13 protein-coding genes are annotated in these 12,749 nt (G+C 29.1%); 4 read left to right on the top strand and 9 right to left on the bottom strand.

Annotation, left to right across the window (positions count from 1 at the left end; all coding sequences use genetic code 11):
• Positions 1-36: 36 nt before the first annotated feature.
• The 8 genes from FBF02_RS03090 to FBF02_RS03055 form a co-directional block, all read right to left on the bottom strand.
• On the bottom strand, positions 37-684 hold the full coding sequence (locus FBF02_RS03090) for a YgjP-like metallopeptidase domain-containing protein (RefSeq protein WP_002858500.1): 648 nt from the start codon (positions 682-684) through the stop codon (positions 37-39).
• Complete coding sequence (locus tag FBF02_RS03085; RefSeq protein ID WP_002858518.1) at positions 660-1,976, bottom strand: MATE family efflux transporter; 1,317 nt, start codon at positions 1,974-1,976, stop codon at positions 660-662. The genes FBF02_RS03090 and FBF02_RS03085 overlap by 25 nt, the downstream gene beginning before the upstream one ends.
• A gap of 89 nt (positions 1,977-2,065) precedes the next feature.
• A complete protein-coding gene (locus FBF02_RS03080; protein ID WP_002858554.1) occupies positions 2,066-2,713 on the bottom strand; it encodes a DUF2920 family protein in 648 nt (215 codons plus the stop codon).
• Positions 2,683-3,294 carry a DUF2920 family protein gene (locus FBF02_RS03075; RefSeq protein ID WP_002858638.1) on the bottom strand — a complete coding sequence of 204 codons (612 nt, stop codon included), beginning with the start codon at positions 3,292-3,294 and terminating at the stop codon, positions 2,683-2,685. Before FBF02_RS03075 ends, FBF02_RS03080 begins: the two co-directional genes overlap by 31 nt.
• Positions 3,295-3,355: 61 nt before the next feature.
• Positions 3,356-4,096, bottom strand: coding sequence for a phosphate ABC transporter ATP-binding protein PstB (gene pstB / locus FBF02_RS03070; RefSeq protein ID WP_002776307.1), 741 nt, complete (start codon positions 4,094-4,096; stop codon positions 3,356-3,358).
• A complete protein-coding gene (pstA, locus tag FBF02_RS03065) occupies positions 4,093-5,181 on the bottom strand; it encodes a phosphate ABC transporter permease PstA (RefSeq protein WP_002858533.1) in 1,089 nt (362 codons plus the stop codon). The genes pstB and pstA overlap by 4 nt, the downstream gene beginning before the upstream one ends.
• A complete protein-coding gene (gene pstC, locus FBF02_RS03060; protein ID WP_002776292.1) occupies positions 5,178-6,092 on the bottom strand; it encodes a phosphate ABC transporter permease subunit PstC in 915 nt (304 codons plus the stop codon). The genes pstA and pstC overlap by 4 nt, the downstream gene beginning before the upstream one ends.
• Before the next feature lie 9 nt (positions 6,093-6,101).
• Complete coding sequence (locus tag FBF02_RS03055) at positions 6,102-7,097, bottom strand: substrate-binding domain-containing protein (RefSeq protein ID WP_002858592.1); 996 nt, start codon at positions 7,095-7,097, stop codon at positions 6,102-6,104.
• Between the two features lie 180 nt (positions 7,098-7,277).
• Here FBF02_RS03055 and ctf point away from each other — a divergent pair, with 180 nt between their 5' ends.
• From ctf to FBF02_RS03035, 4 genes are read left to right on the top strand one after another with little or no spacing between them, the layout of a single operon-like run.
• On the top strand, positions 7,278-7,781 hold the full coding sequence (gene ctf / locus FBF02_RS03050) for a non-heme ferritin (protein WP_002852256.1): 504 nt from the start codon (positions 7,278-7,280) through the stop codon (positions 7,779-7,781).
• 42 nt (positions 7,782-7,823) lie between these two features.
• Entirely contained in the window at positions 7,824-9,200 is a 1,377-nt protein-coding gene (locus FBF02_RS03045) for an MBOAT family protein (protein ID WP_002858515.1), read from the top strand.
• On the top strand, positions 9,201-10,211 hold the full coding sequence (locus tag FBF02_RS03040) for a DUF459 domain-containing protein (protein ID WP_002858637.1): 1,011 nt from the start codon (positions 9,201-9,203) through the stop codon (positions 10,209-10,211).
• Entirely contained in the window at positions 10,198-11,376 is a 1,179-nt protein-coding gene (locus FBF02_RS03035) for an SGNH/GDSL hydrolase family protein (RefSeq protein ID WP_002858547.1), read from the top strand. Before FBF02_RS03040 ends, FBF02_RS03035 begins: the two co-directional genes overlap by 14 nt.
• Positions 11,377-11,378: 2 nt before the next feature.
• Here FBF02_RS03035 and FBF02_RS03030 read toward each other — a convergent pair whose 3' ends face one another.
• Positions 11,379-12,749: a TolC family protein gene (locus tag FBF02_RS03030; protein WP_002858594.1), complete on the bottom strand. Its 1,371-nt coding sequence runs from the start codon at positions 12,747-12,749 to the stop codon at positions 11,379-11,381.

Here is a 12,749-nt window from a genome sequence, read left to right as displayed (position 1 = left end):
GCCTTTTTTGAAAAATAAACTATAAATATAACATTTTTAACTTAAAAATTCTTTCTCTCTTTGCCTAAAATCACTCATAAAATGCTCTATAAAAGTATAAAATTCTTTGCTATGATTGGGAAATTTTAAATGGCTGATTTCATGCAAAATCACATATTCAATAGCTCTTAAACTCTTTTGAATGAGTTTTAAATTTAAATTAACATAAGCTTTATTGTGATTACATGAACCCCAACGCGTTTTCATATTTTTAATGCTTAAATGCGTGTAAAATAAACCTGTTTTTTGACTCCATTTTTTAAGATAAAAAGTAAAAATCTTTTTAGCATTTTGTCTTAAAAATAAATCTAATTTTGCTTTATTTTGACAAATTATTTTATCTTTATCAAAATAAGTTTTTTTGGTATTTTCATCAAAAATAATTTTATATTTTTTAGCTAAAAAGATTAACTCATCATCTTTTAAAACTTTTTTTTCAAATCTTTTTTTTGCCTCATTCATCCAAGAACTTGATTTATCTAAAAACTCATAAACGCTTTTAAAGGTGCAAAAATAAGGAATACTAAGAACAAATTCACCCTTTTCATTGAGCCTTAATCTTAAAGTTTTTATGCATTTTTTAGAATAAAAATAGCACTCATCTTTATAAATAAATGATTTTAAACTAGAGCTTTGCCTTGCCATTTTTTACTTTTCCATCTGTATGAATTTACCATTCCACGCAAAAACTCATCTGCACAAAATCCTATCCAAACCCCTAAAATTCCAAGATTAAAATGAAAACAAAGCACATAACCCACAGGCAAAGATACCCCCATCATAAAAACAAGTCCGCTAAAAAATGGAAACTTAGCATCGCCACTTGCGCGCAAGGAATTAACCATAACTATATTAAAAGTGCGTGAAATTTCAAGAAAGATTGAAAGGGCAAATAAAGGTATCATTAAATTTTTTAGCTCTTCTTTAAGCCCTAAAATTTGCATAGTAAAATCTTGACAAAGATAGTTTAAAAACGCCACTAAAGCACTTGCCACCACACTAAAATATAAAGCACGCCAAGTATGTTTATAAGCGATATTTTCATATCTAGCACCGATTAATTTACCTACTATAATTTCATTAGCTATGCTCGTAGCTTGTCCTATAAGCATAATAAGCATTGAAATTTGAAAATAAATCGTTTGCACACTCAAACTCGCCTCGCCTAAACTTGCTACAAAAGCAAAAGCTATAGTGTATTGGACTATCCACAAAAGATTTTCCCCTGCTGAAAATCCACCTATATTTAAAACCTTTTTTAAAACTTCTTTTTCAAGTTTTATCATTTCTTTGATTTTAAGATGAATTTTAAGTTTATAAAAAAGTATCGCAAACAAAGCAACTATAGCAACAATGCGAGCAAAAATATTGCTAAGCCCTACTCCAAAAAGTTCTGACTTTGTATAATGCAAAACATAATAATTTCCACAAATCACCACTATATCCATCAAAAAACCTATAAACATGACCCAATAAGCCATATTATAAACCCTTACAATAGCAGCTAAAACAATACCTATGGCATCAAAAAACAAACAAATTGCAAGCATATGTAAGTAAATTTCGCTATCTTTGAGCAATTCTTGTGGAATTTTTAAAAGATAAAGCAAATACTCCCCATGCCATAAAATAAGCACACCGCATACAAAGCCTAAAAGTGCATTTAAGAACAAACTTTGATGAATCACTTTTCTTGCTAAAACATGATCTTTTGCACCAATTGCTTGTGCGATCAGCACACTACAACCCACACTTAAAAATGAAAAAATAGTGATAAAAAGATCTAAAATTTGATTTCCAGCGCCCATAGCACCGACAAGAAAATTAGAATAATGCGACACCATAGCGGTATTGATAATCACAGTTAAATACTTAGAAAGCAAATCCCAAAATATAGGAAAACTAAGTCTTGTTAAGGAGAGTTGTTTTTTTGCCATGATATTATCTTATCTCTTTTTTTAAATATTTCTTTTAAAAAACAATTCTACTTAAAAATTACTTTTTTAAATATAAATATTTAATATACTCAATTTGTTATATTTAAAATAATTTGATGATTTTCTTCTTTGAAAGTATACACTAGCTCATCACATTTATATGAGACTTCCTTCTTGCAAATTTTATCTTGCAAAGGTTCTTTTAATATTTGCAATAAATGTTTTTTAAAAAATAATTTTGTGCTCAATCCCATTCCATGATTTAAATTTTTAATAAACTTATTATCAACTTGTGAAATAGCAAAAAATTCTACTTTAAAATTTAATTCTTTTAAAATATGTACAAAATTTTCCTTATTTTTAAAAGGAGATCTTTCATCAAAAATACTATGATATAAAATATATTTTGGATTTGGGTATAAGCTTTGTATTATTAGATGTTCTTTGTTTAATGGTTCTCTTATGATTTTTCTAGCATTTGAAAAATAATTTTTTGAAAATTTATTATTATTCCAATAAGTTTTATCACTTAAATATAAAAATATATTTTTAAATAAAGTATCATCATATGTTCCATGATATCTAGTAAAATCGATTTCTTTTCCAAAACCTATAAGTCTAAAAATATTTCCAAACAAATTAACAAAAGAAGAATTATCTAATATAAAATCAATACTCCAAGGAGCTATTTTTGCACATAAATTTGCTAAATATCCGCCATATGAATTTCCAAACAAAATCGTTCTAATACCCCCCCCCTCATTAGTTTAAATGGAGAATTTTCTTTTATATAAAAAATAGCATTTAAAATATCCATAGCTTGCATTATACCAAAATTTTGATATTCATTTTTAAATGGTAAAAAACTTACATGTGTTTTTAACTTATAGTTTTGATGTAATTGTTGATTTAATTTTAATTTTTGAATTTCTTGATCTATTCTTATAAAAGCATTATTTAGATTTTCATAAGAATTTATACCATAAACATTTATACATTTTAAATTTATAGCCTTTAAACTAGTATCTAAAATGAATTTATCTATATCATCCAAATAAAAACTAGAACCCAAATGAGGTCTATTTCCTATACAATGATAGTTAATATTAATAACAGCAACTTTATAATTTCTAGTCAAATAATCATCAATATAAATATAACTATTCATATCTTCAGCACCACCTGGAATAATACAAACAATAGCTTCTATTTCTTTATTATCATCATAAGTCAATCTAAATTCTAATTTACTTCCCCTTTTGATATTTAATTCTACATCATCACAAGAATCTATAGAATAAATTTGGTTTATAATCATATTAAACCTTTTTTTGGAAATTTTTAATTAATTATATCATCAAATTTCCAAAAAATAAATCTCACCCAAAAGCACCGCTTAAGTAAGCCTTGGTTTTTTCTTGTTTTGGATTTTCAAAAAATTCCTTGCTTTCTCCAAATTCTATAAGCTCACCTAGGTGAAAAAATGCTGTATAATCAGCTACGCGTTTGCCTTGTTGCATATTATGCGTAACCATGATCATAGAAAGATTATGGCTTAATTCTTTCAAAAGCTCTTCAATCACGCCTGAACTTATAGGATCAAGTGCAGAAGTTGGCTCATCTAAAAGCAAAAGTTTAGGTTTGATCGCTAAAGCTCTTGCGATACAAAGACGTTGTTGTTGTCCGCCTGAAAGAGCTAGGGCATTTTGCTTTAATTTATCTTTAACCTCTTCAAAAAGCCCCACTTTTTGCAAGCAATCCACCACCAAAGCTTCTTCTTCATCTTTGTTTTTAATCATACCATGAAGTTTTGGTGCATAAGAGATGTTTTCATAAATGCTTTTTACAAAAACATTAGGTTGTTGAAAAACCATGCCTACATTTTTACGCAAGGCTACTACATCTTGATTTTTAACATCTTTTCCTTCAATTTCCACTAAACCATCGATTTTTGCAATTTTATCATTCATTCTATTAAAACAGCGCAAAAAAGTGGATTTACCACATCCTGAAGCACCGATGAGTGCAGTAATTTTGTTTTGTTCTATTTGCATATTGATATCAAATAAAGCTTGTTTTTTTCCATAAAATAAATTTAAATTTGTTGTTTTTGCTATCACTTTAATTTTCCTTGAAAATATTTTCTTAATAATATTGCACTAAGATTTAATACGACTAAAAGTCCTAAAAGCACAATAATACCCGCTGCGGTTCTTTCTAAAAATGCACGCTCTGGCATAGCCGACCATGAGTAAATTTGAGCAGGCAAAACGCTAGTTGAATCAAAAATCGAACTAGCTACATCAGGGATAAAGGCTATCATACCGATAATCATCAAAGGTGCAGTCTCGCCTATAGCCCCTGCTAAAGTCAAAATAGAACCTGTTAAAATCATAGGCATAGCTAAAGGTAGCATAATGCCTTTTACCATTTGAACCTTAGTCATACCTAAGGCATAAGCGGCATTTTTCATGTTAATGTCCACACTTTTTAAAGCTGCCTTAGTTGAAACAATGATAATAGGTAAACTCATGATCGCCAAAGTAAGCCCACCCACTAAAGCACTTGAGCGAGGCATTCCAAAAAGATTGATAAACACTCCAAGTCCTAAAAGTCCAAACAAGATACTTGGAATACTTGCAAGGTTGTTAATACACACTTCTATAAAATGTGTAAGGATATTTTGTGGCGCAAATTCTTCTAAGTAAATTGCCGCTGCAACGCCTATAGGAACACTCACAACCATACAAACAAGCATAACAAGCAAAGTCCCTACAACTGAAGATAAAATTCCTGAATTTTCAGGAGATTTTGAGTCCCCATTTAAAAAGAAATTGCTATTAAATTTAAGCTCTATCTCGCCTTTTTGCATAAGATCATCGACTAAAGTTCTTTGTTTTTCACTAAGGCGATTATATTTTTGCTTCATATATTGATCTACTTCTGAATTTGCCAAAAGCCAAGATTTTTCAGCGATTTGTCCTGTTCTTATTTTTCTTTGTTCTGCGCGAGATAAAAGATCATAAGAAGGAGAATTTCTATTAGCCTCTACAAAAATATAGGTTTGCTTAAAAGCAGGAAATCCAAGATAAGCCACACTTCCTAAAAAGATACAAAGAAAAATTAAATTAATATAAAGCCCCATTTTACAAAGTCTTTTAAAAGACTTTGAAGCTTTTTGTCTTTTTTTAAAAAGTTTTTTCATAAATTTTTCCTTTTGTGAAAGCGATTGATAAGATAAACGCTAAACATATTGATGATTAAAGTGATGACAAAAAGCACCAAACCTAAAGAAAAAGCACTTAAAGCCAAAGAACTATCAAAAGCTTGATCTCCACTTAAAGCTTCTACGATTTTTACCGTTACCGTTGTCATATCTTCTAAAAAATTTAAAGTTAAATTTGGACGCAAAGAAGCTGCCATCACCACTATCATAGTTTCGCCTAAGGCTCTTGAAAGTCCTAAAAGACAAGCTGCAACTATACCAGGAATAGCCTCAGGTAAAATCACGGCAAAAACCACTTCTTTTTTTGTCATACCTAAAGCATAAGCGCCATTAATCCTTTTCTCGCTTACTGCTTCAATGCAATCTTGAGATAAAGAAGCCACTATAGGTACTATCATGATCCCCATAATAAAACCTGCGCCTAAAGCACTTTGAAAGCTTGCTTGTATGCCAAATAAAGAAAAAAACCACACTATAAAAGGCGCTACAACTATAGCCGCAAAAAATCCAAAAACAACAGTAGGAATCCCTGCAATGATTTCTAAAATAGGTTTTAAGTAATTTTTAGATTTTTTGCCAGCAAAAACACCTAAATATATAGCACACATAACCCCTAAAGGTAAAGCCGTTAGCATAGCAATCAATGAAATATAAAAAGTTCCCCAAAAAAGCGATAGCGCCCCAAAAACACCTTGTTTACTCGTGCCATCTGCATTCATAAAAGCTGCATCAGCTGCCCACTGACTTGAGAATAAAAAGGTAACAACGCTTTCTTTTTGAAAGAATTTTAAAGCTTCAATTAAAATTGTAAGCATGATAGCAAAACTTACTATCACGCTTACAAAAGCACATAAAAAAAGTGCAAATTTGATTATTTTTTCTTTTAACAAAGTTTTTCCTTAAAAAACTTTTCCAGCTTTTACAAGCTCATCATTTAAAATTTTTCTATCTTCTACGTGTTTTTGAGAAGCTTTTAATTTATCATCACTCAAAGGAATAAGTCCTATTTTTTCAAGCTCTCCACCACTTTTTGCCAAATCATCACTCATATAAATTTTTGCAAATTCAAAGGCTTCTTTTGGATTTTTCTTAGCATTGATATAAATAAACAAACTTCTTGCAAGTTCGTATTTTTCATCTGCGATGCTTTCTTCGCTTGGCGTAACACCATCGATATTAGCAGCATTGATTTTGTCTGAATTGCTCACTAAAAAGCTATAACCAAAAATTCCAAAAGCATCTTTATCAATAGTAAGTTTGGAAACGATTAGATTATCATTTTCACCACTTGGGATATAAGCACCATCTTGGCGTATGGTTTTATACTCGCCTTTATACTCAGGAATTTTTTTAGACACATCACTCATTACAAGCTCTTCTATAGTATCTCTTGTTCCTGAACTTGATGGTGGACCATAAACACTAATTTTACGATTTGGTAAATTTTTATTGATTTGATTCCAGTTTGTATAAGGATTTGGCATAAGTTTTCCATTTTGTGGAATTTCTTTTGCTAATGCTAAGAAAAGTTCTTTTTTTGTGATATTTAATGGAGCATTGGTTTTATTTTGAGCTAAAACTATACCATCATAACCTATCATAATCCCTACTATATCAGTTACCCCTGCTTTTTTGCAAGTTTCAAATTCGCTTAATTTCATAGGTCTTGAAGCATTAGAAATATCAGTAGTTCCTTCACAAAATACCTTAAATCCACCCCCTGTTCCCAAGCTCTCTACTATAGGGGTTTTTGTATTTTTAATCGAAGCATATTCTTCAGCTACAAAAGAAGTAAAAGGATACACAGTCGATGAACCTGCGATTTTTAAATCTGCTGCATTTAAAGCACCACAAAGTGCAAGACTTGCCACACTTAAAGATAGAATTTTTTTCATTTTTTCTCCTTAACTTTAAAAAAGCAATGGAAGTTTAAAAAAACTTGGAAACATTTTGGAAACATTTTTTATTTTGTATTTTTCTTAAATATAATTTTTAACTATCAAAAAATTTAGCTTGTTTTTTAAAAAAATAATATATCATTATAAAACATTTTAAATTTTAATAAGGAGATAAGAATGCTTTCTAAAGAAGTTGTAAAATTACTCAATGAACAAATAAACAAAGAAATGTATGCGGCAAACTTATATCTTAGTATGAGTTCTTGGTGCTATGAAAACAGTCTTGATGGAGCTGGAGCCTTCTTGTTTGCACATGCAAGCGAAGAAAGCGATCATGCTAAAAAGCTTATCACTTATCTTAATGAAACAGATTCTCATGTAGAGCTTCAAGAAGTAAAACAGCCTGAACAAAATTTCAAATCTTTACTTGATGTTTTTGAAAAAACCTATGAACATGAGCAATTTATCACAAAATCAATCAATACTTTAGTTGAACACATGCTAACACATAAAGACTATTCTACTTTTAATTTCTTACAGTGGTATGTAAGCGAACAACACGAAGAAGAAGCACTTTTCCGCGGTATAGTTGACAAGATTAAGTTAATTGGAGAACACGGAAATGGACTTTATTTAGCTGATCAATACATCAAAAATATTGCATTAAGCAGAAAAAAATAATCTTTGCCCTACTATGGGCAAATCTCGCTTTGGATTGAAGGTATGACTTATTTTTCTCTAGAATTTAGTATTTTAATGATAGCTTTTTTTGCTATTTATTGGACTTTTAAAAATGATTACAAAATACAAAATATTTTAATTTTAATTTTCTCTTATATTATTTATATTTTAATCAATCCTTATTTCGCCTTAGTTTTATTTATATATACCTTTTTTATACACTATTTTGCCTTGCTAATTTTTGTGCGTCGCAAGCGTTATATTTTCGCTACTTGCATGGCTTTTATTATTTTAAATTTATGTTTTTTTAAATACTTTCCTAGCATCAAAGGAAGTGTTGATGAGATATTAAATTTTTTCGGTTTAGAATTTTTAAATATTGATTTAGTATTACCAATAGGAATTAGTTTTTATACCTTTACTTCTATTACTTATCTTGTAGAAGTTTATCAAAAACGCCGTTTAGAAAGTTTTTTAAATTTAGCAACCTTCTTATCATTTTTTCCAACACTACTTTCAGGGCCTATTATGCGAAGTTCTTTTTTCTTTGAACAGGCCTATCAAAAACGCGAATTTAAACATGCAAATTTAATCATCATCTTGCTTGTTTTTGGTATAGTTAAAAAAGTTTTAATAGCCAATTACCTTGGAATTTATGCTAAAAGTATTTTAGACTTTCCACAATCTTATAATTTCATACAACTTTTAAGCGCAATTTACGCCTATGCAATTCAAATATACTGCGATTTTAGCGGATATGTTGATTTAGTTTGTGCTTTTGCTTTAATGTTAGGTTTTACCCTTCCGTCTAACTTTAACATGCCTTATCTTGCAAAAAACCTAAAAGATTTTTGGGCTAGATGGCATATCAGTCTTTCAACCTTTATAAGAGATTATATCTATATACCTTTAGGGGGCAATAGAAAAGGAATGCCACGCACTATAGTTAACATACTCATCGCTTTTATACTTTCAGGTATGTGGCATGGCAATACACTTGCTTTTATTGTTTGGGGTTTATTGCATGGTATTGGCATAGTTTTTATACATTTGCTAGCTTTAAGCAAATTTAGTTTACAAAAAATTCCAGCTTTAGGAAGATTTTTAACCTTTCAATTTGTATGTTTTACTTGGATTTTCTTTTACTATAGCAAAAATCTAGAAGATGCAATAGAATATTTTAAAGCTTGTTATTATAATTTCTTCCAAATTCCATCTTATAACGATATCTATATGTTGGTTGCTTTTGGGGTTCTTTTTATGATCTATCCTTTATTTATTAATTTTAAAGAATATTGCATTAAGATTTTAAATCTTACTCCATTTTTGCTAAAACCTTTTATTATAGCTTTTATTTTACTTTTGGTTTTTGCTTTTATGCCAGATGGAATTCCTGATTTTATTTATTCGAGTTTTTAGATGAGTGTAGTTAGATTTTTCTTCATTTTGATTATAGTGCTTGGCTTGGTTGTTGTAGTTATGAATCAGAGCATTAGCTCTTATATAGAACAAAAATATCATTTTGCATTCTATCCTCATAATGATCTTTTAAAAGAAGCCAATGGCTTCAAAATTAAATTAGAACAAATTCGTGCAATTTTAAGCAACGAACCCTTGCCTCAAACCAATGAAGAAACTACAAATCAAGAAAGTAAATCAACAGATGAAAACTTAAGTAAAATAGATAAAGTTCTAAACACTTTAGAAAATGATGAAAACACTTCTCATAAAGAAACAAATCTAACCTTAATCCAAGATGCAAATATTAGTTTTATCGACAATACCAAATTAGAGCTACAAAATGGAGATGAGTTTTTATTTATCGGAGATTCTTTAATGCAAGGTGTTGCAATAGCCTTAAATAGAGATTTAAGAAATTTAAATCTTAAGGTAACCGATCTTAGTAAACAAAATACAGGCCTTTCTTATAAATCCTATTTTGACTGGTCAAAAGCCACTAATGAAGCTTTTATTAAAAACTCAAATATTAAATATCTTGTTGTTCTTCTTGGCGCTAATGATCCTTGGGATATTAAAAAAGGAGGAAATTACCATCGTTTTGGCTCCCTTTCTTGGATAGATATTTACACAAGTCGTGTAGATGAAATCATTAAAATCGCTAAAAAACATAAAGCCAAAGTTTTTTGGTTTGAAATCCCTCCTGTAAAAAAAGAAGATTTGAACAAAAAAATACAAGTGCTCAATAAAATTTACAGCGATGAAATTCTTAAAAATAAAGAAATTTTTATCAACACTAAGCTATTTTTTAGTGTCAATGATGAATACTCAGCTTATATAAAAGATGAAAACAATAGAAGTATAAAAGTAAGAACAGATGATGGGGTTCATTTTACTCCAAGTGGCGCAAGAGAAATGTCTAAACTTTTATTAGAACACATAAAACTTAAGGAAGAAAATGCTAGTAAATAAATTTAAAATTATCTTATTGTTTTTTATTATTTTTACTAGCTCTTATGCACAAAATTTAAATACAAATGACACAATAGATTCCATACTCAATCAAAACAAAAATCACTCTGCTTTAACAAGTTATGTATTAAAAAAAGATCTTAAAAATCTAGAAAAAAAATTAGAAAAAAATCAAAACATAGGAATTAGAATTTATGGAGATTCTCATATGGCGGCTGATTTCTTTCCGCGTGTCATAAGAGGATATTTAATCCGCTCTAACTCTATAGGTTTTGCCTATCCTTTACAGCCCAAATATCAACAAAATCTTAATCTTGTTTATTCTTATAAAAACTTTGAAATTTTAAACTCAAGAAATCCTGCTAATGCTGGACATAATTTTCCATTAGGTGGGATAATAGCCAAAGCAAAAATCAAAGGCGCAAAAATCAACCTTGATACAACCTTAGATAAAAAAAAATTCAAGATAGGATTTTTATTTAAAGCCAAACAAAATACCAATGCTTTTAGCATCAAAGATGCAAAAAACCAAAGCTATGAGTTAAGAACTACACAAATTAACAAATGGTCTTATAAAGAACTAGAACTTGATCTTCCTTTGCAAATTTCAGCCTTACAAAAAGATGCTGAGCTAGGAGGATATTTCATCACAAATAAAGATAATAATGTTTTCTTAGATACCATTGCAATCAATGGTGCCAAAAGTGATTTATGGCTCTCTTGGAATCAAACAGTTGTAAAAAAAGAACTAGGACTTTTACACAATGATTTAATTATTCTTGCCTATGGTTCTAATGATGCACTCTTTAAAGGGTTTGAAAAACAAAAATTTAAAAACAATTTAAAAAAATGGATTAGTATTTTAAAAACTTACAATAAAAACGCTGTTATCATGCTAATCTCTCCACCAACCGTAGTTCAAAAACAAGGTAAAAACTACAAGCTTGCTCCTGATTTTTTTACCATACGCAAAGCATTATATGAAGTTGCTAAAGAAGAAAAAACTCTTATCTTTGATATGCATCAGTTTATGCAAGATAGTGGGGGAAAAAACAAATGGATAGAACAAAAGCTTTCGCTCAATGATGTACATCTTACTATAAAAGGCTATGAGCTAATGGCTAAAAAGTTACTCGAGGATTTAAAAAATATCATCGATTATTAAATTTAATACTTAGGAAATTCTAAGTTTTTATCATTAAAACTTAAAGCTGTGATTTGATAGTAAGAATTAATGGTTTTTAAAAGATTAAATCTAGCTCTTAAAAATTCTTGCTGGGTAGAATTTAAAGTATTGTTTGCATCCAAATAATCTTTTAATTCGCTTTTTCCTAAAATATATTTTTCATAATACGCCTTAGTGATAAGCTCTTGTTTAATGTTAATATTTTGCAAATTTTGCAAGAGCAAGGTATCGCTTTGATAATCTTTATAATTCAATGCAAATTCATTCATCGCGCTTTGCAAGACTTGCTCATAAGAAATTAAAAGTTGCTCATAAGCAAATTGTGAAATTTTGATATTTTGCTTTACCCTACCATAATCTAAGAAAGGTAAAGAAATCTTAACATTACCACTTAAAATTTCAAATTTAAAACTATCATCAATTTTTTTATCACTCCCACTTAATGCTCCACCTAAAGAAATACTAGGCAAAATAGATTTTTGCATAGAAGAATAATCCTTAAAGGCTGATTTTAAGCTATTGAGTTTAGATCTCACATCTGCACGGTACGCTAAAGCTTTTAAAGGTATATTAAAATCAGGACTTAAGGTTTTAAAATCATTTAAAGATAAAGTTTTAAAATACTCTATATAAGCAAAACCTTCTTGCCTTGCCAATAAATCTTGTAAATTTTTTATGAGTAAATTACGATTTTGATCATTGCTTAATAAATTTTGTTTAGCTCTTAATAAGCTTTGTTCTATGTTTAAAAGATCTAATTCTTCTATTTTTCCAAGCTTGTATTTATAGTTATAAAGCTCTTTCATTTGTTCTAAATTTGAAAGATAAGCTCGAAGCAATTTATCTACATCGTTAAAATAAGCCAGCTCAAACACATCATTTAAAGCTGTATTGATCATACTTATTTTTAAATTTTCAAGATCATAAGCACTTGCTTTTGCACTAAATTCACTCGCACTTGCACTATCTCTTAATTTACCATAAATATCAAGCTCATAGCTTAAATTTAAAGAATTATTGAAATTTTTACTTTGTTTGCCTGAATTTAAATCTTTATCCGCACCAAAACCCAAATTTCCACTTAAAGTCGGATATAAATCATAATCAATCAAATCAGCTCTAGCCAAAGCCGAAAGCAAAGTTTTTCTAGCAATATTAATATCACTATTATTCAATAAAACAAAATTTAGAAATTCATTTAATTTTGCATTATCATAAGATCTATACCAATCATAAGTAAGATTTAAATCTTTCATTTGTTCTTGAGTTAAATCAACTTCTTTAGGCAAGCTAAGTTTTACACCACAAGCGCTCAAGAAAAATGCTAAAAAAATGCTAAGTATTATTTTCAT

Origin of the sequence: Campylobacter sp. CFSAN093226 (genome assembly GCF_012897595.1) — a bacterium.
In the GTDB taxonomy this organism is placed as follows: Bacteria; Campylobacterota; Campylobacteria; order Campylobacterales; family Campylobacteraceae; genus Campylobacter_D; species Campylobacter_D jejuni.
Note: the sequence above shows the minus strand (reverse complement) of the source record. Positions and strands in the feature narration are given on the sequence as shown.